This window comes from Selenobaculum gibii (assembly GCF_030273445.1).
Taxonomy (GTDB): domain Bacteria; phylum Bacillota; class Negativicutes; order ICN-92133; family ICN-92133; genus Selenobaculum; species Selenobaculum gibii.
Genome location: NZ_CP120678.1, coordinates 2,052,542 through 2,076,156, shown reverse-complemented (window position 1 = coordinate 2,076,156; position 23,615 = coordinate 2,052,542). Strand labels below are relative to the sequence as shown.

Annotated in this window: 22 protein-coding genes and 1 riboswitch; of the genes, 15 read left to right on the top strand and 7 right to left on the bottom strand. The window is 36.2% G+C overall.

Translation table 11 applies throughout. The annotated features are described in order from the left end of the window. The first annotated feature begins 127 nt into the window (after positions 1-127). The 8 genes from P3F81_RS09960 (at position 128) to P3F81_RS09925 (ending at position 8,287) form a co-directional block, all read left to right on the top strand. Positions 128-1,123, top strand: a complete 996-nt coding sequence (locus tag P3F81_RS09960) for a Gfo/Idh/MocA family protein (protein WP_147670004.1) — start codon at positions 128-130, stop codon at positions 1,121-1,123. A gap of 104 nt (positions 1,124-1,227) precedes the next feature. Further along, entirely contained in the window at positions 1,228-3,993 is a 2,766-nt protein-coding gene (locus P3F81_RS09955) for a sigma-54-dependent transcriptional regulator (protein WP_147670003.1), read from the top strand. A 384-nt stretch (positions 3,994-4,377) separates the two neighbouring features. Further along, on the top strand, positions 4,378-4,806 hold the full coding sequence (locus tag P3F81_RS09950) for a PTS sugar transporter subunit IIA (protein ID WP_147670002.1): 429 nt from the start codon (positions 4,378-4,380) through the stop codon (positions 4,804-4,806). Positions 4,807-4,808: 2 nt separating this feature from the next. Next, a complete protein-coding gene (locus P3F81_RS09945; protein ID WP_147670200.1) occupies positions 4,809-5,285 on the top strand; it encodes a mannose/fructose/sorbose PTS transporter subunit IIB in 477 nt (158 codons plus the stop codon). A 54-nt stretch (positions 5,286-5,339) separates the two neighbouring features. Further along, the gene (locus tag P3F81_RS09940; RefSeq protein WP_147670001.1) at positions 5,340-6,158 is read left to right on the top strand and encodes a PTS mannose/fructose/sorbose transporter subunit IIC; all 819 of its coding nucleotides are present in this window, start codon (positions 5,340-5,342) and stop codon (positions 6,156-6,158) included. A gap of 61 nt (positions 6,159-6,219) precedes the next feature. Next, complete coding sequence (manZ, locus tag P3F81_RS09935; RefSeq protein WP_309320795.1) at positions 6,220-7,011, top strand: PTS mannose transporter subunit IID; 792 nt, start codon at positions 6,220-6,222, stop codon at positions 7,009-7,011. Positions 7,012-7,227: 216 nt separating this feature from the next. Further along, positions 7,228-7,722, top strand: coding sequence for a preQ(1) synthase (queF, locus tag P3F81_RS09930; protein ID WP_147669999.1), 495 nt, complete (start codon positions 7,228-7,230; stop codon positions 7,720-7,722). A gap of 34 nt (positions 7,723-7,756) precedes the next feature. Continuing rightward, positions 7,757-8,287 carry a nitroreductase family protein gene (locus tag P3F81_RS09925; RefSeq protein ID WP_147669998.1) on the top strand — a complete coding sequence of 177 codons (531 nt, stop codon included), beginning with the start codon at positions 7,757-7,759 and terminating at the stop codon, positions 8,285-8,287. Positions 8,288-8,347: 60 nt separating this feature from the next. Here the strand turns inward: P3F81_RS09925 and ribB are convergent, their stop codons facing one another. Further along, positions 8,348-8,992, bottom strand: a complete 645-nt coding sequence (gene ribB / locus P3F81_RS09920; RefSeq protein WP_147669997.1) for a 3,4-dihydroxy-2-butanone-4-phosphate synthase — start codon at positions 8,990-8,992, stop codon at positions 8,348-8,350. 64 nt (positions 8,993-9,056) lie between these two features. Continuing rightward, a riboswitch (FMN riboswitch) is annotated at positions 9,057-9,195 on the bottom strand. 45 nt (positions 9,196-9,240) lie between these two features. After that, on the bottom strand, positions 9,241-9,942 hold the full coding sequence (locus P3F81_RS09915; protein ID WP_309320356.1) for an N-acetylmuramoyl-L-alanine amidase: 702 nt from the start codon (positions 9,940-9,942) through the stop codon (positions 9,241-9,243). Between the two features lie 133 nt (positions 9,943-10,075). Between P3F81_RS09915 and P3F81_RS09910 the strand changes: the two genes are divergently transcribed. From P3F81_RS09910 to P3F81_RS09895, 4 genes are all read left to right on the top strand, one after another. Next, positions 10,076-10,999: a Ppx/GppA phosphatase family protein gene (locus P3F81_RS09910; RefSeq protein WP_147669995.1), complete on the top strand. Its 924-nt coding sequence runs from the start codon at positions 10,076-10,078 to the stop codon at positions 10,997-10,999. Positions 11,000-11,412: 413 nt separating this feature from the next. Continuing rightward, positions 11,413-13,206, top strand: a complete 1,794-nt coding sequence (gene iorA / locus P3F81_RS09905) for an indolepyruvate ferredoxin oxidoreductase subunit alpha (protein WP_147669994.1) — start codon at positions 11,413-11,415, stop codon at positions 13,204-13,206. Continuing rightward, a complete protein-coding gene (locus P3F81_RS09900; RefSeq protein WP_147669993.1) occupies positions 13,203-13,802 on the top strand; it encodes an indolepyruvate oxidoreductase subunit beta in 600 nt (199 codons plus the stop codon). Before iorA ends, P3F81_RS09900 begins: the two co-directional genes overlap by 4 nt. Beyond that, positions 13,799-15,034 carry a phenylacetate--CoA ligase family protein gene (locus P3F81_RS09895; protein ID WP_147669992.1) on the top strand — a complete coding sequence of 412 codons (1,236 nt, stop codon included), beginning with the start codon at positions 13,799-13,801 and terminating at the stop codon, positions 15,032-15,034. The genes P3F81_RS09900 and P3F81_RS09895 overlap by 4 nt, the downstream gene beginning before the upstream one ends. A gap of 55 nt (positions 15,035-15,089) precedes the next feature. Here the strand turns inward: P3F81_RS09895 and P3F81_RS09890 are convergent, their stop codons facing one another. Both P3F81_RS09890 and recQ read right to left on the bottom strand, forming a co-directional pair. After that, the gene (locus P3F81_RS09890) at positions 15,090-16,442 is read right to left on the bottom strand and encodes an alanine/glycine:cation symporter family protein (protein WP_147669991.1); all 1,353 of its coding nucleotides are present in this window, start codon (positions 16,440-16,442) and stop codon (positions 15,090-15,092) included. A 431-nt stretch (positions 16,443-16,873) separates the two neighbouring features. Beyond that, complete coding sequence (recQ, locus tag P3F81_RS09885) at positions 16,874-19,009, bottom strand: DNA helicase RecQ (protein ID WP_147669990.1); 2,136 nt, start codon at positions 19,007-19,009, stop codon at positions 16,874-16,876. A 114-nt stretch (positions 19,010-19,123) separates the two neighbouring features. On the opposite strand from recQ, the gene P3F81_RS09880 reads away from it, so the two are divergent. Both P3F81_RS09880 and P3F81_RS09875 read left to right on the top strand, forming a co-directional pair. Further along, the gene (locus P3F81_RS09880) at positions 19,124-20,080 is read left to right on the top strand and encodes an AEC family transporter (RefSeq protein ID WP_309320355.1); all 957 of its coding nucleotides are present in this window, start codon (positions 19,124-19,126) and stop codon (positions 20,078-20,080) included. A gap of 159 nt (positions 20,081-20,239) precedes the next feature. Next, a complete protein-coding gene (locus tag P3F81_RS09875; RefSeq protein WP_147669988.1) occupies positions 20,240-21,142 on the top strand; it encodes a PHP domain-containing protein in 903 nt (300 codons plus the stop codon). A gap of 128 nt (positions 21,143-21,270) precedes the next feature. On the opposite strand, the gene P3F81_RS09870 is transcribed toward P3F81_RS09875, so the two are convergent. The 3 genes from P3F81_RS09870 to P3F81_RS09860 form a co-directional block, all read right to left on the bottom strand. Continuing rightward, positions 21,271-21,840 (bottom strand): hypothetical protein, encoded by a 570-nt coding sequence (locus P3F81_RS09870; RefSeq protein ID WP_147669987.1) that lies wholly within the window; start codon positions 21,838-21,840, stop codon positions 21,271-21,273. Between the two features lie 378 nt (positions 21,841-22,218). Then, positions 22,219-22,557, bottom strand: a complete 339-nt coding sequence (locus P3F81_RS09865) for a Lin0368 family putative glycerol transporter subunit (protein ID WP_147669986.1) — start codon at positions 22,555-22,557, stop codon at positions 22,219-22,221. Positions 22,558-22,588: 31 nt separating this feature from the next. Continuing rightward, positions 22,589-22,981: a Lin0368 family putative glycerol transporter subunit gene (locus P3F81_RS09860; RefSeq protein WP_147669985.1), complete on the bottom strand. Its 393-nt coding sequence runs from the start codon at positions 22,979-22,981 to the stop codon at positions 22,589-22,591. Positions 22,982-23,281: 300 nt separating this feature from the next. On the opposite strand from P3F81_RS09860, the gene P3F81_RS09855 reads away from it, so the two are divergent. Next, positions 23,282-23,491 (top strand): hypothetical protein, encoded by a 210-nt coding sequence (locus P3F81_RS09855; protein WP_147669984.1) that lies wholly within the window; start codon positions 23,282-23,284, stop codon positions 23,489-23,491. The last annotated feature ends 124 nt before the right edge of the window (positions 23,492-23,615 follow it).

Below are 23,615 nucleotides of genomic sequence, written 5' to 3'. Positions count from 1 at the left end.
TTAGAGAGGATAAATGTATTTTTTCTGGAATTATTTAAGCAGATGTAGATAGGTTAAATATTTTTGATAATTTATGGTTAGAACAGATTCGTGAATAATTAAATATATTTATGAGGAAGTGGATAAGATGATTCGATTTGGAATTGTTGGTACCAGCTGGATTACAGAGGAATTTATTCGTTGTGCAAAACTTTATCCGGAGTTTAAAATGAGTGCAGTCTATTCGAGAACATTAGAAAAAGCTGACGAATTTGCAAACAAAGTAGGGGCAGAGCATATATTTACGGATTTAGAAGCGATGGCAAAAAGTGATTTGATTGATGCTGTGTATATTGCCAGTCCCAATTCACTTCATGCAGAGCAATCACTATTATTTATGGAACATCAAAAGCATGTATTGTGCGAAAAGCCCGCTTCGGCAAATGTAGAAGAATTGAAAAAAATGATACAAACGGCGAAAGCGAATAAGGTTGCTTTTATGGAGGCGATGAAGTCTATTTTACAACCGGGGATGCAGGCAATTAAAGCAAATCTCAATAAAGTTGGCAAAGTAAGACGCTATTTCGGAAACTATTGCCAATATTCATCTCGTTATGATGCATATAAAGCGGGAAAATATAATAATACCTTTAACCCTGCCTTTGCAAACGGTGCATTAATGGATTTGGGGATTTATTGTATTTATCCAATGGTATATCTTTTCGGCAAGCCGGAATCTATTTTAGCAAGTACAGTAAAACTTTCGTCGGGCGTTGATGGTGAAACAGCACTTATTTGTCGATATAAGGACATGGATGCAGTCATTATGTTTTCAAAGATAACGGCATCTGCTCTTCCTTCGGAAATTCAGGGGGAAGCTGGGACTTTAACCTTTAGTATTATCAATGAGATTAGTAAGGTGAATATTTATTATCATGATAATAATAAAAAAGTTGAAGCAGTTGAATTTGATCCAATGCGAGACTATATGTATTTTGAAGCAAAAGAATTTATGGAGATGATAAAAGAAAAACGTATTGAATCAGCAGAAAATTCATTTGAGCTTGCGCTTGCAGTAAGAGAAATTATGGATGAAGTGAGACGGCAGATTGGACTTTCTTTTCCAAACGATATCGTGGATTAGACATTGGATAGGGGCTTAGCTACTCGCTATGCCCTATGGGTATAATTTCTGGGGGTCTTAGAGCAGATTAGTCATCGGATAAAAAAATTTAGGGATGGGTATAAATGAAGCGCATTGAGAAGATTCACGCATATATAAAAGAAAAATCAAATTTGTATAAGTTTTCTGATTTACAAGGCAGAGTAGGGATAGACGCAGGAAAGATTGCTGAGGATTTAGATATTTTGCGCAATAATGTCAGCATGGAGTTAAATGCACTTTATCGGCAAGGCAAAATCATAAAAATTATGGGAAGACCTGTTTTGTTTTTTGATCGACAGGTGTTAGAAAATTTACTTGGTGAATCTTTAGCAAATTCGACGAATCAAGTAAATTCTATCGAAGAAATTTTACCGAAGCATCAAATGAAAACGCCGTTTGATTATCTTGTAGGAGCAGATATCAGCCTAAAGAAACAGGTTGAGCAAGCAAAGGCGGCAATTTTATATCCCCCAGACGGACTACATACATTGATCCTAGGGCAAACTGGAGTTGGAAAGACTTTGTTTGCGCATATGATGTATGAATACGGAAAAGCTGTGCATAAATTACCTCCTGAAGCACCGTTTATTACTTTTAATTGCGCAGATTATTATAATAATCCACAATTATTGGTATCCCATATTTTTGGACATGTAAAGGGAGCCTTTACAGGAGCCGATAGTAATAAAAGTGGATTGATTGAATCGGCTGATAAAGGGATATTGTTTCTCGATGAAGTCCATCGTCTACCCCCAGAAGGACAGGAAATGATTTTCTATTTCATTGATACGGGAACTTTTAATAAACTGGGCGAGACAACACGCCATAGAAAAGCAAAGGTTTTAATTATCGGTGCGACAACAGAAGATCCAGAATCTTCATTAACGAAGACTTTTGTTCGGCGTATTCCAAATGTAATCACGATTAAGCCTTTGGCTGAACGCACAATGAAGGAAAAAGTTGATATTATTAAGATTTTAATAGCACAGGAAGTGGAACGGATTCAAAAGCCGGTTAAAATTTCTGTAGAATCTATTAAAGGCTTGATTGGTAGTATTTCTTATGGAAATGTAGGGCAGCTTAAATCCAACATTAAACTGCTTTGTGCAAAAGCTTTTCTTAATAGTATCGATAATCCAAATTACATTGAAATTGATTTTAAAATTCTGCCGACAAAAATCAAAAATGGCTTGTTAACGTTGAGTGCAGATCGCAAAGCCTTGGCAGAGCTGAATACCTATATTAATGAATCTTTATTTGTTGTTCCAGAAGGCGAGAAGAAGCCTGTTGATTCTAAAGAAAGCCAAGAAGATTTCAATTTGTATCAAGTAGTTGAAGATAAGGTCAATCTTTTAAAAGGAGAAAATATTAGCGACGAGTTAATTAAGCAGATTGTGGCAACAGATGTGAATGTATATATTAAATCGTTTTACCATAAGCAAAATATTAATATGTCAGTACGTGAACGATTGCTTAAAATTGTAGATAAAAGCTTAGCTGATTTTGCTCAGGAGATTAATACATTAGTACAAAATCGTTTAAATAGAGAATATAAAGAACGATTTCTATATGCATTTAGTTTGCATTTAAGTGCGTTTCTAAAAAGAATTAAAGATGAGGAAGAATTGCCAGATATCGAACTTGAGGGCGGAGTTTCCAAGGATTCATTAGAGTTTAAAGTTGCAATAGAGATTAAGGATAAAATTGAGGAACATTACCATATAGAAGTGCCAAGAAATGAAATTGAATATTTTGCATTATTATTGGTTTCAACAATGGAAGATGAAAAAGATGAAAAGGTTGTTATTATTGTCGCAGCACATGGGAAAAGTACAGCTGCCTCAATGGTGGAAGTCGCTCAGGGGTTATTTGGTAGTAATGATGCAAATTTAATAGCTATTGATATGCCTTTAGATATAAATCCTAAAGACATTCTCGAAAAAATGATTTGCAAACTAAATGAATTAAATTATCAAAAAGGTGTTTTATTACTGGTTGATATGGGTTCTTTAGCTAATTTTGGAACGTTGATCATGGAAAAGCTTCCAGTCAAGGTTAAGACGATTGATATGGTGTCAACGCCATTAATTTTAGAGGCAATGAGAAAAGCTGATATTGTGGGGATGGATTTAGATAGTATTTATGACTCGCTAGTGAATTTTAAAGGTTATGATATTGACTTTACTGCACCAGAAGAAAAGGCAAAAGAAGTAATTATTACTATATGCACTTCTGGTGAAGGTGCGGCAGTAAAGCTGAAAGAACTTATTGAAGAAGAGTTAGACAGCATTACAAATCGAAAAGTTGATGTAATTCCTATTGGTGTTAATCAGATGAAATCAAGTATACTTGATTTACAAACAAGTTATAAAATTATTGCTGCGGTTGGCATGGTAAAGCCACCACTAGATATTCCGTTTATCCCCTTGGAAAAAGTAATCAGTGGTGAGGCTAAAGATTTTTTGCGTAAAATATTAAAAAGCGATTTAAAAACTGTCAAAAACGATAAGAATGTTGTGGTACGGAATTTATGTGAAGAATCTTTAGAAAAGTTTTTAACTTATTTAAATCCCAAAAAGATTATGAGTGTATTAATAGAATTTCAAAGTGTATTAGAAAAAGAATCAAAACGAAAATGGAATAATCCACTTAGAATTCGTTTAATCGTTCATTGTGGTTGTGCATTAGAAAGAATGGTCGTTCAAGAGGGGCTAAAATATCAGGGGGAAATTGATGAGGTTGATACACTGAAGGTTGAGAGGATAAAAAAGGCCGCAAGTGTATTTGAAAAAACGTTGAATATCATATTAAGCGATGATGAAATTTATTACATGGCGCAAATGTTTTAACTTTTCGATACACTATCTTGGGGAAATACTGAGATAGTGTATTTTTCTATTTTTAAATAGTGTATTAATAAATTTTAAGATAGTGTATTATTTAGAGCCGTAGAGTATTGGAAAAGGATATTTTTAGCTTGTAAAGCAGATAATAAAGTAGAATTGATTCAGATAAATCTTTTATTTCTTTTGAATCTTAGTCGCCCTTATTCAGAGACTCAACCGGATCACCTATGCTCTTTGGGGATTATTCACGCTCAGAAAGGTGGGAATTTTAGAGCGGGTTAGTCATCGGATAAAGTTAATTTTAAATAATACACAAAGTTGGCACGCGATTTGCAATATATTATGGGTGTATAGAAAAAAGAAAAGTAACCAGAAGGAGGATACCAAATGCTGGCAGTTATCGTAGGGACTCACGGGAATTTTGCGATAGAACTGATTCGTACTTGTGAAATGATTTGTGGTACTTTATCCAATGTAAAGGCTGTAACTTTACTGCCGGGAGAAGGTGCAGAGGATTTAGCAAGGAAATATGAAACTGCTTTATCTGAACTGGATATTGAGGATGGAGTATTATTTTTGAATGATTTGTTTGGTGGTAGTCCTTATAATGCCGCTTGTCGAATTGCGGCAGGGCAGGAAAAGTACGGAGTGGTTACGGGCGTAAACTTGTCAATGCTAATTGAAATGTTCGGCTATCAGCAAGCGTATTCTGAGGTAGATATCATAGGTGCCATGGAAAAAGCAGTAGATGCAGGCAAAAATGGAATGCAGTGTTTTCATATGAGCACAATTCAAAATGAGGAGGATGATTTATAATGATGAATATTGTATTAGCAAGAATTGATGACCGTTTAATTCATGGACAGGTAGCAACAATTTGGACGAAAGTCACGGGATGCGAACGTATTATCGTTTGTGATGACGATGTTGCCAACGATACGATTAGAAAAACGTTATTGACACAAGTTGCACCTCCTGGAATTAAAGCAAATGTCGTTGATGTAGACAAAGCAATTCGTGCATATAAGAATCCTAAGTATGAAGGTGTAAAAGTAATGTTGCTTTTCACAAATCCAACGAGCGTTCTTAGAATGGTTGACGGTGGAGTTCAAATTGCCTCGGTAAACATTGGGGGAATGAGTTTTAAAGAAGGTAAAACTCAGCTAACACAAGCAGTTTCTGTCGACGATCAAGATCGTAAAGCTTTCCAAGCTTTGCATGAAAAAGGCATTGAGTTAGAAATTAGAAAAGTAAATACAGATACAAAAATTGATTTGATGAGTATATTGAAATAATTGAAAGTAAAATTTTATTTATGAAAAGAGAATAGAGAAAATGGAGGGATAAACATGGAACTTAGTACTATGCAGATTATTGCGGTTTTTATCGTATCGTGTATTAGTGGTATGGGGAGTGTACTAGACGAGTTTCAAACTCATCGGCCATTAATCGCTTGTACAGCAGTAGGTCTTATTTTAGGTGATATGACAACAGGAATTATTATTGGTGGTACATTAGAAATGATTGCTCTTGGCTGGATGAATATTGGTGCTGCAATGGCGCCAGATGCAGCATTGGCTTCTGTTATTTCTACGATTTTAGTTATTGCAGGACATCAAAGTATTGGTGCTGGTATTGCAATTGCAATGCCGCTTGCTGCAGCAGGTCAAGTACTTACGATTTTTGCAAGAACGATCACGATCTTTTTCCAGCATAAAGCAGATGATTTTGCTAAATCAGGTAATTTAAATGGTGTAGATTTTTGCCATATCGCGGCTTTATTTATTCAAGCATTGCGTGTTGCAGTTCCAGCTGCATTAGTTGCAATGTTTGTCGGTACTGGTGCAGTACAAAGCATGTTAGCTGCGATTCCACCAGTAGTTACTGGGGGATTACAAGTAGCTGGCGGATTTATCGTAGTTGTAGGGTATGCAATGGTAATCAATATGATGGGTGCTAAATATTTAATGCCTTTCTTCTTTTTAGGTTTTGTTTGTGCAGCGTTTACCAATTTCAATCTTGTTGCTTTTGGTGTAATTGGTCTTGTAATGGCAATTGTATATATTCAATTAAATCCTAAATACCAAGTTGCAAGTGCTCCAGCAGTTGCTGGAAATGCATCAGCAAATAACTTAAATGACGATTTAGACGACGATTTAGACGATTAATTTGCGAAATAAAAGGAGGATGATAATCGTGGGAGCAGAGAAAAAATTAACTAAAGGTGATATGTTTAGTGCATTTATTCGCTCAAATTTTTTACAAGGTTCATGGAACTTTGAAAGAATGCAGGCGCTTGGATATTGTTTTGGGATGATTCCAATTATAAAAAGATTGTATCAAGGGCAAGAACGTGTAGATGCATTAAAAAGACATTTGGAATTTTATAATACACAACCATTTGTTACTGCACCGATTATTGGGATTACGGCAGCAATGGAAGAGCAAAGAGCCAATGGAGCAGATATTCCTGATGGTGTAATCAATGGGATTAAAGTAGGAATGATGGGCCCGCTTGCTGGTGTTGGTGATCCGATTTTCTGGGGAACACTTCGTCCAATGGTAGCTGCTATGGGGGCATCACTTGCTTTAGGTGGAAGTTTATTTGGTCCGATTTTATTTTTTGTACTTTTCAATGCAGTTCGCTTAGGTGTTAGATGGTATGGAATTCAGTATGGATATGCAAAAGGAACCGATATCGTAAAAGATCTTGCAGGTAATAAATTGCAAAAGATTACAGAAGGTGCTTCTATTCTTGGATTATTCGTCATGGGTGCATTAGTTTGTAAGTGGACATCAGTAAATATTCCGCTTGTTGTATCAGAAATAGCAATGCAAGATGGTACAATTGTAGTTACGACTGTACAAGATATTTTAAATCAATTGATGCCTGGCTTAGTGCCACTTTTATTAACATTCATGTGCATGAATTTATTGAAAAAGAAAGTAAATGCACTTTGGATTATCTTTGGTTTATTCGCGATTGGTATCGCAGGTTTTGCATTAGGTATACTAAAATAATTTTGCTCACTCTCTAAAAATATATAAATACTCACACAAAAAAGAGAAAGACTAATGCTAATGTGAATAGTAAGTAGTCTTTCTCTTTTTTACAATACTTGAAAAGTTGTAGTAAAAAGAAATTAAAAAATAAGAGAATTACTGTTTTAATGTTTGCATGATAAAACCAAAAAATATATAATAAAGTGAGTAAATGGTAGCCAAGGAGATGAATAAATGGATAGAACAGAGGAAATGAAAGATTTAACTTTATTGGGAAAACAAGGCACTGCCTATAATTATAATTACGATCCTGAAGTATTGGAGACATTTGATAATAAACACATAGATAACGCATATTGGGTGAAATTTAATTGTCCGGAATTTACAAGTTTATGCCCGATTACAGGGCAGCCTGATTTTGCAACAATCTATATCAGCTATATACCGGAAATAAAAATGGTAGAAAGTAAATCTTTGAAACTATATTTATTCAGCTTTAGAAATCATGGTGGATTCCATGAAGATGTTGTAAATATTATAATGAAGGATTTAATAGCTAAAATGGATCCTAAATATATAGAGGTTTGGGGAAAATTTTTACCGCGTGGAGGAATTTCGATTGACCCATATTGTAATTATGGCAGACCGGGAACAAAATACGAAGAAATGGCGTGGGAACGTTTTAAAGCACATGATTTAGTTGGTATGGATAGGGTAGATAATCGTTAAAATAGGGAAACTTCGATAGAGTGGGGTTAGGAAGATGAATGAATTATTATCGAATGTATTAACAAGAAAAAGCGTTTATCAATTTGAATCAAGGCAAATTGTTGGGGATGAATTATGTGATATTTTAGATGCTGGGCAATTTGTGTCAGATACAATTCAAATTCAAAATTGGCATTTTCTCGTTATTCAGAAAACGGAAGTTTTAAATCGTATTCGTCAATTATGGAAAGATGAATTAAGTAATAATCGGGCGATGCAAAATAGTATCTCGATGGCGCCGACATTAATTATTGTATCAAGTCAAAAGGATGATACAGACACGATTAATGCTGCGAATGCGACGATTGGTAATATGATGCTGGCTGGCGATAGAAAGGGTATAGGCTGTTGTTGGTTGCCGTTTATTCAATCCTTATTTAAAAGCGAAGAAGGATGTCAGTTAAAACAAGACTTAAATATTCCCGAAGAATATATTTATTCTAGTGCATTGGCAATCGGGTATAAACCGAACATGCATAAACAAGAGGTATTAAAACACAACTGCATCGTAAATTTTATACGTTAATTATGGATAATAAAAACAGCTATGAAATATCTCAATTGAGATGGCTCATAGCTGTTTTGTTTATTTATTAAACTGTTTGCGATATGCAATAAGATCAGGAATACTTACAATCGGAAAGTTATGTTTTTTTGCATAATCGACAAGACCTGGTAAGCGAGTCATTGTTCCATCTGGGTTTGTTATCTCACAAAGAACACCGCATGGTTTCAATCCGGCAAGCCTTGCTAAATCGACAGTCGCTTCGGTATGACCGTCACGCTCAAGAACACCGCCTTGTTTTGCACGAAGCGGGAACACATGTCCTGGTCTATTTAAATCGGATGGTTTGGCTCCATCGGCAATCGCAGCTTTGACTGTAGTAACGCGATCGGCCGCTGATACTCCTGTCGTTACACCCATAACCGCTTCAATTGATTCAGTAAATCCTGTGCCAAAAGGACTCGTATTATGTTCAACCATCATTGGGATTCCAAGTTCAGCAATTTTGCCTTCTGTTAAACAAAGGCAAACAATGCCACTGCAATCGCGAATTTGCATTGCCATTTGCTCATTGGTTAGAGTTTCCGCAGCGAAAATTAAATCGCCTTCATTTTCGCGATTCTCATCATCGACAACGATGACGCCCCTACCCTGTTGAAATGCGCGGATTGCTTTTTCAACGCGTTCAATTTCTGTACCGAATTGAGATAATAAATTTTCCTTCATCAAAAATTCCTCCAAATAATAATTTGGACTTATAGAAGGGTGAGTAAAAAGACAGAATATTACTGCCTACTCTCTTTCATCCAGACTTTAACTGTCGGTACCGGATTCGCACCGGTTCTGCTGACTTTCTAAAAAGAAACGCTTGCGGACTTTCAATATTGATTACCGCCGATTGGGAATTTCACCCTACCCTGAGAATAAGTCATACAATACTATATGATACTCTTTGGAAGGGTAAAGTCAAGAATTTATTTCTTTTTTGGATATTTTAATTGTACGAGATATTGATTTGCTTTTGCTCGGATTGTGGATCCTCCGCTGCCAAATTCATCATCATTTTGTAAAATGGCCAAATCCCATCTTTCTTTAGAATGCAAGTCCCCATACATTCCATAAGGAACTCCGTTATTTTCATAAGGCGGGAAAATTCTATCGACGTTATCGCCAGCTTCTCCATGAGTCATTACGTGTTCAATATCAATTGGAATATCTAACGCATAGGCGAGAACTGCAATTGATTTGGCTAAATTCTCAATTTGAACTTTGGTCGGCGGTTCGGGCCCTATGTCTTCCGGCGTCGCTTGATAAGCAGCATTTATTGTAATCCCAATACTTCCGCTATTCCGCATATAGGTATGCGGACGAAGTTCAGATAAACTTTTGCCTGATAAATAGATTGCTCCATCGTAGTCGATATTAATATGATAAGCATCAAATAATTCGCTATAAGGCATACCAGTCCAATGTAGGTAAATTTTAATGGGACGATTTTTTGCTTGCGCTGCTTTTAATAAAGCTGGTTTGGCGTTATAGGCTAACGTTTCAAGTTCTGACAAAGAAATAATAGAGAACTTTTCAGAATCTGAATATTCAGGTGTATTTGCGAAGCTGGATATTGGAAAAAAGCAAAGACAGAAAATAAAAAACAAAATTTTTTTATAGTTTAACAATGATAAAATTCTCCCATCTACGCAATATTTATCAATTATACTACAATTTAAATTATGGTCAAAGGTAATTTTTACGTTCATGTCGAATTTTACTTCAAAGTAGTTAGCGGTGTCATAGTTAGGAGAGATTGCCTTGGTATATGGAGTTATCGATATTGGCTCAAATACAATTCGAATGACGATTTATAAAGTTGAAAATGTTAAGTTTCGTGTTTTATTGCATAAGAAAGATGCAACTGGTTTAGCTTCTTATGTAAAAAATGGAGCGATGTCTAAACAAGGAATTGAGAAAGCATGTCATGTTTTAAATAAATATAGAATGATTTTAGAAAATTTTAATGTGCAGAATAAATATGCATTTGCTACAGCTGCATTTCGTAATATATCAAATAGTAGGGAAGCTGTAGATGAAATTGAGCAACAAACAAATTTAAAAATAGAAGTGATATCGGGAGAGGAAGAAGGTAAGTTAAGTTTTATTGGTGCATCAAGATTGCAATCATTATCAGATGGAATATTGATTGATATTGGTGGCGGTAGTACGGAATTGGTCATCTATAAAAAAGGAATTTATCAGAAAGCTTTGAGTTTACAAATAGGGTCTTTGAGTGCTTATCGGGATTATATTGTAGGATTACATCCAACAATAGAGGAAAAAGAGAAGATTGAACGGGCTGTTTTAGAAAAATTAGAGCAAACGGATGATAAAGATTTTACACATGCGCAATATAAGTTTGGGTATGGAGTGGGGGGAACGGTAAGAGCGGTAAATAAATTAAAGCAGAATTTTTATCAAAATCTACAATGGCGTAATGAATTGGAATCAAAAGATGTTTATCAAATTACAGAGGTGTTAATGCAAGAAAGAGAAAAAGCTCCACGGCAGCTTTTAGATGTGATTTCGAGAATCGCACCATATCGTTTGCGTACGTTGATGCCTGGATTGATTATTTTAAACACATTGTTAAAAAAGTATGAAAGCTGCTTATTAAGGGTAAGTATGTCTGGTGTTCGAGAAGGTTACTTGTATAGTAAAGTGTTAAGTCATCATACCTAAAGCTTAGGTTTAGGATCATGTAGACAGGTTAAACATTTGTCCTTTGAGTAAAAACATAGAGAAAAAATATTGACAATATAAAACTGATGTGTTAGATTAAGTGTATTAAAAGATGAATAAAGATTGAAACTGGTGATAGGGGAGTAAAATCATTAGCGCACTCACAGAGAGCTAAGGGGGCTGGAACTTAGCAGGAAGCGGAATGAATAAGTGGGCCCTTGAGGGTGTCGTGAACGATTTTAATTTATTAGCGACAACGTATGCTTACGTTAATGAGCTGAGAATGTGATAGCATTCAATAGAGGTGGTCGCTTTTTATAGTGGCAAACAAGGTGGTAAACGCAGATCATGCATCTGTCCTTATATGGACAGATGCTTTTTTATTTGTATTTTTGAGTAGAGGAGATAAAAAGATGGCAAAAAGATTATTGATGGGAAATGAAGCAATTGCATTAGGGGCGATTCGTGCTGGTGTAAATGTCGTGTCAGGTTATCCAGGGACACCTTCAACAGAAGTATTGGAGACAATTGCAAAAGCAAAAGCTGATTTATATGTAGAATGGTCAATTAATGAAAAAGTTGCGCTTGAAGTTGCGGCTGGTGCTGCTTATACAGGTGCTAGAAGTTTAGTCACAATGAAACAAGTTGGCTTAAATGTAGCAAGTGACCCATTGATGAGTCTCGCTTATATTGGGGTAAAAGGTGGTATGGTAGTCTTAGTTGCTGATGACCCAGGGCCGATCTCTTCGCAAACAGAACAGGATACACGGCATTTTGCGCAGTTTGCTCATTTACCAGTCTTTGATCCTTCTACTCCAGAAGAAGCATATGAAATGATTGGTGATGCATTTAATTATTCAGAAAAATATCAGACCCCTGTAATTTTTCGCCCAACGACACAAGTTTGTCATGCTTGCTCGACGGTGGATGTAGATGAAAGAGTCGTTAAACGTGAAATTGAAGGCTTTGTAAAAGATTCGAAATGGGTGATTTTTCCGAAGCTATCTTATCAAAATCATTTAAAAATTCATGCTAATGAAGGAAAGATTGGCGAAGATTTTTCAACACTTCATTACAATATGATTACAGGTAAAGGAAAACGCGGCATTGTAGCAAATGGAGTATCGGTTACTTATGTTAAAGAAGTTTTATCAGATGAGAAGCTAGAGGCAAAAGTGTTAAAGCTGGCGACGAGTCATCCATTTCCAGAAAATTTAGCAAGAGAGTTTTTAGATGGGGTGGATGAAGTGCTTGTCGTTGAAGAACTTGATCCGGTCATTGAAGAAGCGCTTTTAAAAATCTGTGGAAAATATCATTTGCCAGTAGAAATTCGCGGAAAGTTAACGCAAGATACAAATGTTGCAGGGAGTAATAATTATGAAACCGTAAAATCTGCAATACATAAATTTTTTGGTATAGAACAAAAGCAGAGTAATGAAATAACGTTGCCAGAGCTGCCAATTCGTCCGCCGGTATTATGTGCGGGCTGTCCGCATCGAGCTTCATTCTATAGTGTAAAAATGGCAATGAAAAGAGCAAAGCAAAAAGCTATTTTTACAGGAGATATCGGTTGCTATACACTAGGGAATGCAAAACCGCTGGATATGGTAGACACTTGTCTTTGTATGGGGGCAGGTATTACGATGGCACAGGGTTTAGTTAGAGCGGATAAGAGTGCAAAACATATTGCTTTCATTGGCGATTCAACGTTTTTCCATACTGGAATTCCAGGAATTATTAATGCCGTTTACAATGGAACGGATATTACCGTAATTATTGTGGATAATTCAACAACCGCGATGACAGGCCATCAACCACATCCGGGAACTGGGAAGACGATGATGGGCGATGTTACGGAGAAAGTCAACATTGAAAAAGTGCTTCGTGGTTGCAATGTTGAATTTATAAAAAGAGCAAATCCATTAGATTTGAAATTGGCGATTGAAACAGTAACAGAGGCGGTAGCATTTCCGAAAGTATCCGTTGTACTGTTCGAAGCACCATGCATTGCAATCGTAAAACCTAGACCTAAATTAAAGGTAAATGAAGAATGTATTGGTTGTAAAAAGTGTATTAGAGAGATTGGCTGCCCGGCGATTTCTTTAACGAGTAATGGTAAATCGATCATTGATACAAATTTATGTTATGGTTGTACATTATGCAGCCAGGTTTGTCCGGTAAATGCGATTGGAGGTTGTGAAGCATGAATTTGAATTGTTTATTAGCAGGTGTAGGTGGGCAAGGTACGGTACTCGCATCAAAAATCATAGCGCAGACAGCAATCAATCAAGCTTATCCAGCGCATACCTCTGAAACGATTGGGATGGCACAACGCGGTGGTTCAGTAGTCAGTCATGTAAGGCTTGGGCAGGAAAGCTGTTCGCCAGCAATTCCTAAAGGGCAGGCAGAAGTTGTCATTGGGTTTGAACCAGCAGAAGCGGTAAGAAACATTTCCTATTTGCATAATGAAGGAACAGTGTTATTAAATGTGAATCCAATTATGCCTGTTACAGCTTCGCTTGGTGTTGGCGCATATGAAGTGGAAAAGATTATTGCGTTTGCAAAACAGCAAGCAAAAAAAGTGATTGTTATAGATGGAAATGCATTATGTAAAAAAGCAGGTTCGGCAAAAGTATTGAATGTAATCATGCTTGGTGTAGCAATAAAAGCGCAGTTACTTCCCTTTACAAAGGCGGACATTATAAAAACGTTAGAAGAAAATTTGCCACCAAGATTTTTAGAGCTAAATCGCAAGGCTTTCGATATTGGATATTCTTACGACGTAAGGGAGTGTGCAAAATGAAACAGGAACAATTTGAAAAATTTCAACGCGTATTTGCTAGAGTAATTGAAAATAGTCCATTTTATCGGGCGAAATATAAAGAGACTGGCTTAGTTTTTGAAGATATCAAATCGCCTGATGACATTGCAAAGATTCCATTTACAACGAAAGGAGAATTGAGAAAAGCCTATCCATTGGATATTCAAGCAGTGCCGGATGAAGAGGTTGTACGTATTCATTCCTCTTCTGGAACGACAGGTGATCCAATTGTTATTCCGTATACAGAAAACGACGTGGAAACATGGGGTATGATGATGCAGCGTTGTATGACGATTGCGGGATTAACGAAAAAAGATCGCATACAAATTACGCCAGGCTATGGCTTATGGACAGCAGGCATTGGGTTTCAACGTGGCGCAGAAAAACTTGGAGCAATGGCAATCCCAATGGGGCCGGGGAATACAGAAAAACAGTTAAAAATGATGGTGGATTTAGGGGCAACTGCACTTACAGCAACATCTTCTTATGCGTTATTATTGGCTGAAGAGATTGCAAAACGTCAGATGAAAGATAGAATCAAATTAAAAACAGCAATTATTGGTTCAGAGCGCTGGGGCGAAAAAATGCGTAATCGTATTGTTGATGAATTAGGTGTAGATATTTATGATATTTATGGATTAACAGAAATCTATGGGCCTGGTATCTCAATTAGTTGTAAAGAAAATAACGGTTTACACTATTGGGATGACCATTTATATTTTGAAATTATTGATCCTGTGAGTGGTGAAGTTTTACCAGAAGGTGAGGTTGGTGAATTAGTTGTTACAACATTAACAAAAGAAGGAGCACCACTCATTCGTTATCGTACGCATGATTTAACGCGATTATTAAAAGGAAAATGCTCTTGCGGGCTTGAGTACCCGCGTCATGATATTATTCTTGGTAGAACGGATGATATGATAAAGATTAAAGGAGTAAACATCTATCCAGGACAAATTGAAGATGTACTAAAAGGGATTGATGGAACGAGCAGCGAATATCAAATTGTTCTCGACCGTAAAGAAAATAAAGATTGTATGTTACTTCGTGTGGAAAAACAAGCTGATGCAGAAAATCAAGCAATTGAAAAATCGCTAAAACGTCACTTTAAAACGAAAATCGGTATTATGATAGAAACAGAGGTAGTTTGTATTGGTGATTTACCTCGCAGTGAAAAGAAAACAGCCCGTGTGATTGATAAACGTTATTGCTAAAAATAAAAAAAGCCCAAGTAGAGAGTTTTCGCTACTTGGGCTTTTGGTTTTCTTGTTATTTATTTTTCTGGGATTTTAAATGCTGCATATATTTTTTCGTTTCGCTTACAATGATGCCGGATAAACAAATAAGGGCAATTAAGTTAGGCAATGCCATTAACCCGTTTACAATATCGGCAAGAATCCAGATTGCATCGAGTTTTAAGAAAGCACCTGACAAAATCATTAAAATGAAGATATAACGGAAAGGTTTAATGCTTTTTACCCCCCATAAATATACACAGCTGCGTTCCCCATAATAATTCCAGCCGAGAATTGTGGTAAAGGCAAATAATACAAGACAAAGTGTTAATACTTGTGACCCAAGCATGCCATAGATACTTGAGAAAGCATCAGAAGTCATTGCAGCTCCAGCTGCATCACCTGTCCATACGCCAGTTAAAATCAAAGTTAAGCCAGTCATGGAGCAAATAATAATCGTATCAATAAAAGTACCTGTCATAGAGATTAAGCCTTGTTCAGCAGGCCATTTTGTTTTTGCAGCCGCAGCGGCAATCGGCGCACTTCCAAGACCGGATTCATTAGAGAAAACACCACGAGCAATCCCGTTACGCATGGCCATCATGACTGTTGCTCCAAGAAACCCACCTGTAGCTGCTGTAGCAGAAAATGCACTGCTCACTACAAGGGAAATTGCATCAGGAAGTTTATCAAAATTAAGAGCAAGAATTGATGTGCAGACAGCAATATAAATTAAAGCCATTGCAGGAACGATTTTAGAAGAAACCTTAGCAATACTTTGAATACCACCTAAGGTAACCGCAGCTACAACACCAGTTAAAATTAATGAAGTTGCAATAATTGGGAGTCCGAAAGATAATTCTATGCTAGATACGATTGCATTCACTTGTGGAAATGTACCGATACCAAGTAAAGCTACAAGAATACAACTAAATGCAAAAAAGATAGCTAAAGGACGAAATTTTTCACCAAGACCTTTTTCAATGTAATACATTGGACCGCCAGCGATTTGACCATTTGCATCTGTGATGCGATATTTTACTGCTAATAAACCTTCGGCATACTTTGTTGCCATGCCGAAGAAAGCGGCAAGCCACATCCAAAATAATGCTCCTGGACCACCTGCTTTAATTGCAGTTGCTACGCCGACAATATTACCTGTTCCAACGGTAGCCGCAAGTGCTAGACATAATGCACTGAAGCTTTTTACGTCACCAGAACCTTTGCTTTGTGATGTAAAAATTAATTTTAACGCTAAAGGTAATCGAAAGACTTGAATAAGACCTAAGCGAATTGTAAGTAAAATACCTGTGCCAATCAGCAATGTGATTAATGGTGGTCCCCAAACGAAACTATCTATTTCGTTTAATATTTGAAGTAAATCCATGAAATTTATTCTCTCCTTACAAAAAACATTTGTGCCCTAATATTGCACACAAAGAATAATATATCACATTTTGTCGGTAGATGGTAGGGGATGTTCTGGCTTTTTTATTAAATTATTATTTTCTTGCTATATTATTTTCTTTATATAAAATGGGAAAAAAACTCAAAAAAATAAGCTTTTGCTATTATTTGCCTTATAATGTTATCGGGGAAATGTGTGATTTCAGGTCGTTTTTTATAGAAGGTAGAGAAGAGCGTTATCATCGAGAAAAATTTTAAAAATGAAAATTTAAACAGTTGCTTCAAAGAGTACTATATTGTTCAAGAAATATATTTTTATCATGATAAAATAAAGAAAAAAATTAAATTAGGGGAGATAGTATGAAAGAGTTTCATGCTATCTCCCCTTAATATTAGGTTAAAGATGAATGCTTAGTTTTTATTCGATGATTTAGCAAAATGTTTCGCAATCACTGCCTTGATTTCATCATAAGTGATTTCTTCTGGCAGTTCGTCCTTTAATGGGCGAAGCGGTGCGGGGCCCAGTTTGTGAATAACGTTTAGAATTTGCTCTTCATATTCAGGGCGAATAAATCTATCCCAATCGACAACACAATTTTCATTTGCAGCTTTGACTAAATGATTAAAAACCGTTGCGGTGGTTAAGGATCTTTCATTTGCGATTTCCGTCAATGAAAGCCCTTGGGTGAATAAGTTAAGTGTAAGTAAATGGGTAGGGGTTTTTGGTTCGCTGGTTGAAGGTGGCTTTTCCATTGTTTTTGATGGGGAAGATACTGTATCTTCAGGGGTAAATACACGAATGGCTGTAATGAAAAATTGTCCGTATTTGTTTAGTTTGACTTCGCCAACACCTTTAATATCCTGCATTGCTTCTAGTGTTGTCGGTTGATATTTACACATTTCATGAAGGGTGCTATCAGCAAAGACTTGATATGGAGGAATTTTTTCTGCATCTGCAATTTCTTTACGCAACTTACGAAGTTCTTGAAATAAAAGGTCATCTGAGGCTACTTGTTTTGTTTTTATTACCTTCTGCCAGACGCTTTGGTCTCCTTTTAAAACAGTATAAGCCAAAGAAGTAAGGCGAACAACTGGATATTCACTTTCTGTAAGCATGAGATATTGTGTGGCAATTAATCGTTGAATTAAGAGCTTGATATCATTCACCGTTCTATTTGCAAATAAGCCATAGGTAGATAATTTGTCAAAACGAAATTGCAATAATTTTTTATTTTGTGATCCCTTTAAGACCTCGGCAATCATGGTGATTCCAAAACGTTCATTTAAACGAAGAATACAGGAAAATACTTTTTGCGCATCTACGGTAATGTCAATTAATTCGCTTTCATCTGTACAATTGCTACAATTATCGCAACTTGTTGGGGCATCGGTTTCGCCAAAATACGAAATAATATAATTTCTTAAACAGTTTGGGGTGTGGCAATAATCGACCATCGTTTGTAATTTGCTTAATTCATGTTGTTTGCGATCTGGGTTTTCTACAGATTTGTCAATCAGAAATTTTTGTAGCATTGTATCTTGTGGGCTGAATAGAAGGGTACATTCCCCGGGCTCGCCATCGCGACCACTACGTCCGGCTTCTTGATAATATGCTTCCATATTGCGTGGCATATTATAATGAATAACATAACGAACATTGGATTTGTCGATTCCCATACCAAAGGCATTGGTAGCAACCATGACTTGAATGTCATCATAAAGAAAGCGATCTTGTTCACGAATGCGTTCTTCATCACTTAAACCCGCATGATAATGTCCTGCTTTATAGCCTTTACTTGATAATAAAGCAAAAATCGCATCGACTTCTTTGCGTGTTGCAGCATAAATAATTCCTGATTGAGAAGCGTGAGTTTTGACATAATGGAGAATGAATTTTTGTTTGTTTTCCCCGCGTAATACATTAAAGTACAAATTAGGACGGTCAAAACCACTTACCTGAATGTTCGGATGATAAAGTCCGAGTAAATTGATGATATCGTCTTTAACCTCAGGGGTAGCTGTTGCAGTAAATGCGCCGATTAATGGACGTTTTGGCAATTGACGAATAAACGGGTAGATGAGTTGATAACTTGGTCGAAAATCATGCCCCCATTGAGAAAGACAGTGGGCTTCATCTATTGCAATCATACTAATTGTAGTTTTAATTAGGCAGGTTTGGAAAAAATCTGCGGACAAACGCTCTGGAGCAACATAGATCAGTTTGTACTTACCTGCGGAAATATCGTATAGACGACGATTTAATTCAGCAGAGGAAAGAGAGCTGTTGATATAAGTAGCAGGTATTCCTTGATTTATGAGGGCATCTACTTGGTCTTTCATTAGGGAAATTAAAGGGGAAATAACAAGTGTACAGCCATCAAGCAGAAGTGCCGGGACTTGAAAGCAAATAGATTTACCGGCACCTGTCGGCATGATAGCAACGGTATCTTCGCCAGCTAGGAAACTCTTGATGATTTTTTCTTGACCGGGGCGGAAACTATCGTAGCCATAAAAGCGCTTTAAAATTTGTTTAGCCTGTGAAAACATATAAAATACCTGCCTTTAAAATCGAAATAGTTATGGCTACTTCGACAAAATGCTGGAATATACCTTTAATTATGCTATACTTAAGTTTGATTTTGCTTTAAAAGGAGTTTTGCTGTGGATATAAAAATGAAATTGGTTTTTTTTGGTATTGATCTCATTTTACCGCTTTGTATTGGGTATGCATGTCGATATCAAAGTGTAATTAAAGACCATGTCTTTAATAAAATGATTTTAAACAATATCTTAGTTGTTTATCCGATCTTATCTTTTTTGAGCTTTTGGATTTTGCCGTTAACAAGTGATTTGATGTGGCTGCCAGTGATTGGAATTATGATAGGACTTGTTCCGGGATTGATTGCCTATTTTGTTGCTGAACGTAAATATACAGAGGATGCAGATCGTGGCAGTTATGTAATGTCAGCAATTCTATCTAACTTGGGGACAATTGGCGGGCTGTGTGTGTTTCTTATTTATGGAGAAACTGGTTATGCCTATCAACAGTTAATAGTGTTATTTCAATACATATTGATGTTCATGTTTTGCTATCCCCTTGCGCAGTATTATTATCAACGGAGTCATGGTGGGGAGAAAGTAAAGCGGATTTCAGTTTTTTCAATTTTATTTAGTCGTAATCAATTAGCGGTGGTTGGGATTCTGCTTGGTGGTGTTTTACAGGCTTTCGGTGTGCCTCGACCGCATGAATTAGACGGTGTTGCTAGTATTTTTGTTCACTTAGGTGCATGGACAGCATTGCTTCCCGTAGGCTATTCGATGGATTTTGCAAAAATGCGCGGACATTATCATGAATTGCTTGATTTATCGGTGATTAAGTTTCTCGCCACACCGCTCGTTATTTATTTATTTTCTCAATTCGTAATTGCGGATGAAATTATGCGCAATAGTTTACTAATTTTAGCCTGTTGCCCTGCGGCAGTGAATGCAGTAATTATTGCTAGACTATATAAACTTAATATTAATATTTGTGTAGCTGCGTTTATTGTAACAACAGCATTGTTTATATTTGTAGTATATCCAGCATTGTTTTTCTTGCTAAGCCATTGGGGAATTTAGGTAAATAAGAAGGTTGTTTTCCCGAATAGCATAATTTAGCATATGTTGTATTTGTCTTTTGTGAAGGGGAACTATATCTATAGTGAAATGTAGATAAAAGAACAAAAGCGTGAAATAAAAATTTTCCCTCGTTTAAATAGGAAAAGGTGGAGAGATAATATGAGTTGGCTAGATTTGCATATGCATTCAAGAATTAGTGGTGATGGTGAATTTGCACCGGGGAAAATGATGGAGCTTTGTCAGAAAGCCGGTGTAAGAGTAGCGGCAATTGCTGACCATAACTCTATACGTGGTTTGTCTGAAGCCGCAAAAGCGGCAGAAAAATATGCAGTGACCTTGATTCCGGCAGTGGAGTTAGATTGTCAGCATAATGGTACTAATTTGCACGTGCTAGGATATAAGATTGATTATCAAGCGCATGCAAAAATATTTGATAAAATCGAGCAAGAAATCTTTCAGCAAGAAAAGATAGCGAGTGTAAAGCGCATGCAAAGGATTCGGGAGATGGGAATCTTCATAGATGAAGAAAAAGTTTATCAGCTAGTTGGAAAAGATAGGGTTATTCAAGTAGAAAGTATGGTTTATGTAGCTATGCAAGATACACGCAATCGCCATCATCCTTTATTGCAACCCTATTTCCCTGGGGGTATGCGTAGTGATAGTCCGTTTGTAAATTTTTATTGGGATTATTTTAGTCAGGGGAAACCATCCTATGTACATGTGGAATTTATTCGTCTAGCAGAAGCAGTCGCAGTGATTGAAAAAGCCGGTGGGGTTGCGATTTTGGCACATCCCGGCAATAACATTGGCAGGAAGGAAACATTACTTCATGAAATTATCGAGGCAGGGGTAAAAGGTGTGGAAGTATACAGTTCTTATCATGATTTGTTAACAATTGATTTTTATAAAAGCATGACAGAAAAATATAAGCTACTGACGACTGCTGGAAGTGATTTTCATGGTAGAGCAAAACCATCAATTCAGTTAGGTGATATTTCAGTGGAAAAACGCGAACAAGAGATTTTCACAAGATTGATGGAAGCTGGGAGACGTGACGTATAGCAGAATATGGATGGGGTAATATTTAACCAATTAAAATAAATAAAAAAGCATTGACATTGAGGTGCCCCCATAGGTTAGACATAAATCTAACTCATGGGGGCACCTCGCATCATCCAATGCTTTTTTATTTACTCTACTTCATTATGGTGTTCTGCAATTAAACTTCTCGTCACTTGTTCGCCAAATTCCGTTAATGCCATACTACCTAGTTCAATTTCAGCAATATCACATAAGAATTTTTCTTTTGATTTTCCTTCGTTTACAGTTTTCTTGAAGTAATTATATACGTCAGAATCAGTATATAATTTATAATCATAATTATTCAAAGGTAAATGATAATCTAGAGAAATCAAACCTTTTTCAGCTAAAGCAGAAAAGATTCTCCCCATTGCTTTTACATTTTCTAATGTTTCGCTAAGGGCAGTCAAATATACTGGAGCAAGCGCAGTAAATACGGCACCTTCTTCTACGCTGCTTCTCATGATAAACCTAGTCACCGGTAAGTATTTACAATGATGTAATTCAAGCAATACAGATATTTGGGAGTTGGTTAGTGATAATTTTGTTACGTTTTCTATTGATTCAATCATAGCATCTTTATCTCGATGCTCTTGGCGATGATTATCATGACAGCCACATGAGCATCCGCAATGATTATCAGTATGATGAGAGTGATGGTGTTCTTTTTTTGTATTCATATTATTACCTCTGTATTTACAAATATTTTATATATTGCATAATAGCATAGTTTTAAAGAAAAAGCTAGCTAAATGATTATCATTATCAATAATTAAAATATCTTTAGGATACTACAATGAAAAAAGCAATAGTCTAAATATTTTGTTGAATTAGGGCGGATAGGTTTTAATAAACTAGCCATAAAAATTAAGGCCGTATAAAATAACAGCTACATTTCAAACTTGGATATAAAAATAAAAAGAAAAATGATTCAACTCATAGAGGCGAAGCTATGGCTGAACCATTTTCTTTTACAAAGTAATGGAGTTATATAAAATCAGTTTATCTGACTTTGACATTGGAAAATTTAAAAAATAAGGCATTGTATACGAAAAGATTTATTTTAAAAAGCAAGATAATATAAAACCACCGAGAGTACCACCGATAATTGCATTAATAAAAGTTGGAATGGATTTTGGCAGACTATCGCCAGAATAAATGGATGCTGCCCATAAGCCGAATCCTGCTGCCCAGGCCATATCTACCCAAGCGTGACCGGATTGAAATATCATGCTTAACCCGTGATTTAGGGTCCAACAAGTTCCGACGACGAATCCGGCAAAGAGCCAACCACCTACAGGACCGAAATTTTTAATTAAAGGATCAACACATACTCGAAGTAAAAACGGGAAGATAAAAGCTCCAACAAAAGTAGCTATCATTAAATTGACTGTCATAAAACTCACCTCCTGAATTTTCAATTATTCGTTAGGATGCTTTTAGAGAATTTTCTTTCTTTGTTTCTGCAACAGGCTGAATGTTTTTTTGGAATGTAACTGCTGTAATACCACCAGTAATACCGCCCAAGACTACAACCAGTATAGTTGGTATAGATTCCATAAGAGGAACTACAGAACCAGCCATAAATACATCTCTCATTGTGCCACAGATTGCGATTCCTAATGCCATGTCTACCCAAGCTCCGCCTGCTGGATTATGCATAATACCAACAAAATGATTCATAAACCACATAATACTAATAATCATAAATCCTGCGAACCAACCGCCACCAATACCATAAGCATTGGAAAAGGCTCCCCATACACTCATTACGAATATACCAGCTATTGCTGTTCCAACAATTGTTCTCAATGCGCTCATCAAATTCACCCCCCTTATTTTATAATAGGAAAAGTTTTTCCTATACCTTCTAATAATGCAAGAAGCGTGCCAACTATTAAATTTTTAGAAATAAATAAGAAAAGCCAGTATTTATAAGGGGAGTTGTAAATGCAAATATAAAATTTTTTATTTAAAAACTTTTATATTTGCATTTACAGGTAAATAATTACCTGTAAATCGGGGAATTTTTCCCATGATAAGTGTAGCGAATTTTATCATATTTTCTTTTTATGTATATCGTGGTATGATGAAGAAGAAAAAAATCGTGGGAGGATTTATATGCGTAATGGGGATAAAATCAGAGCGATGAATGATGCTGAATTAGCTGCATTTATGAATGATTTTTCACAGTCATCATGTCAATATTGTTGTTTTGCAGGTGAACAGACAGGGACTATGGAGACGGTTTGTATGGCGCCTCCAATGTATGACTGCGAACGTGGATATCAAGAATGGTTCAAACGTGAAGCTATAGAAGAGGCTAAATAAATTTTTTGGCTGCTGGATGAGATTTCAGCAGTTTTTCATTTTATTTAAGAATATAGCTGAGTGAAAGTCGTACAAAGAATTTTCAAATAATCAGACTTTACAATATAAATTGGATTCTTTTTAG

Bases quoted from the DNA above. Each gene is read 5' to 3' on its own strand.
- P3F81_RS09960 (WP_147670004.1), top strand. From the start codon at position 128: ATGATTCGATTTGGAATTGTTGGTACCAGCTGGATTACAGAGGAATTT.
- P3F81_RS09955 (WP_147670003.1), top strand. From the start codon at position 1,228: ATGAAGCGCATTGAGAAGATTCACGCATATATAAAAGAAAAATCAAAT.
- P3F81_RS09950 (WP_147670002.1), top strand. From the start codon at position 4,378: ATGCTGGCAGTTATCGTAGGGACTCACGGGAATTTTGCGATAGAACTG.
- P3F81_RS09945 (WP_147670200.1), top strand. From the start codon at position 4,809: ATGAATATTGTATTAGCAAGAATTGATGACCGTTTAATTCATGGACAG.
- P3F81_RS09940 (WP_147670001.1), top strand. From the start codon at position 5,340: ATGGAACTTAGTACTATGCAGATTATTGCGGTTTTTATCGTATCGTGT.
- manZ (WP_309320795.1), top strand. From the start codon at position 6,220: ATGTTTAGTGCATTTATTCGCTCAAATTTTTTACAAGGTTCATGGAAC.
- queF (WP_147669999.1), top strand. From the start codon at position 7,228: ATGGATAGAACAGAGGAAATGAAAGATTTAACTTTATTGGGAAAACAA.
- P3F81_RS09925 (WP_147669998.1), top strand. From the start codon at position 7,757: ATGAATGAATTATTATCGAATGTATTAACAAGAAAAAGCGTTTATCAA.
- ribB (WP_147669997.1), bottom strand. From the start codon at position 8,992: ATGAAGGAAAATTTATTATCTCAATTCGGTACAGAAATTGAACGCGTT.
- iorA (WP_147669994.1), top strand. From the start codon at position 11,413: ATGGCAAAAAGATTATTGATGGGAAATGAAGCAATTGCATTAGGGGCG.
- P3F81_RS09900 (WP_147669993.1), top strand. From the start codon at position 13,203: ATGAATTTGAATTGTTTATTAGCAGGTGTAGGTGGGCAAGGTACGGTA.
- P3F81_RS09895 (WP_147669992.1), top strand. From the start codon at position 13,799: ATGAAACAGGAACAATTTGAAAAATTTCAACGCGTATTTGCTAGAGTA.
- P3F81_RS09890 (WP_147669991.1), bottom strand. From the start codon at position 16,442: ATGGATTTACTTCAAATATTAAACGAAATAGATAGTTTCGTTTGGGGA.
- recQ (WP_147669990.1), bottom strand. From the start codon at position 19,009: ATGTTTTCACAGGCTAAACAAATTTTAAAGCGCTTTTATGGCTACGAT.
- P3F81_RS09875 (WP_147669988.1), top strand. From the start codon at position 20,240: ATGAGTTGGCTAGATTTGCATATGCATTCAAGAATTAGTGGTGATGGT.
- P3F81_RS09870 (WP_147669987.1), bottom strand. From the start codon at position 21,840: ATGAATACAAAAAAAGAACACCATCACTCTCATCATACTGATAATCAT.
- P3F81_RS09865 (WP_147669986.1), bottom strand. From the start codon at position 22,557: ATGACAGTCAATTTAATGATAGCTACTTTTGTTGGAGCTTTTATCTTC.
- P3F81_RS09860 (WP_147669985.1), bottom strand. From the start codon at position 22,981: ATGAGCGCATTGAGAACAATTGTTGGAACAGCAATAGCTGGTATATTC.
- P3F81_RS09855 (WP_147669984.1), top strand. From the start codon at position 23,282: ATGCGTAATGGGGATAAAATCAGAGCGATGAATGATGCTGAATTAGCT.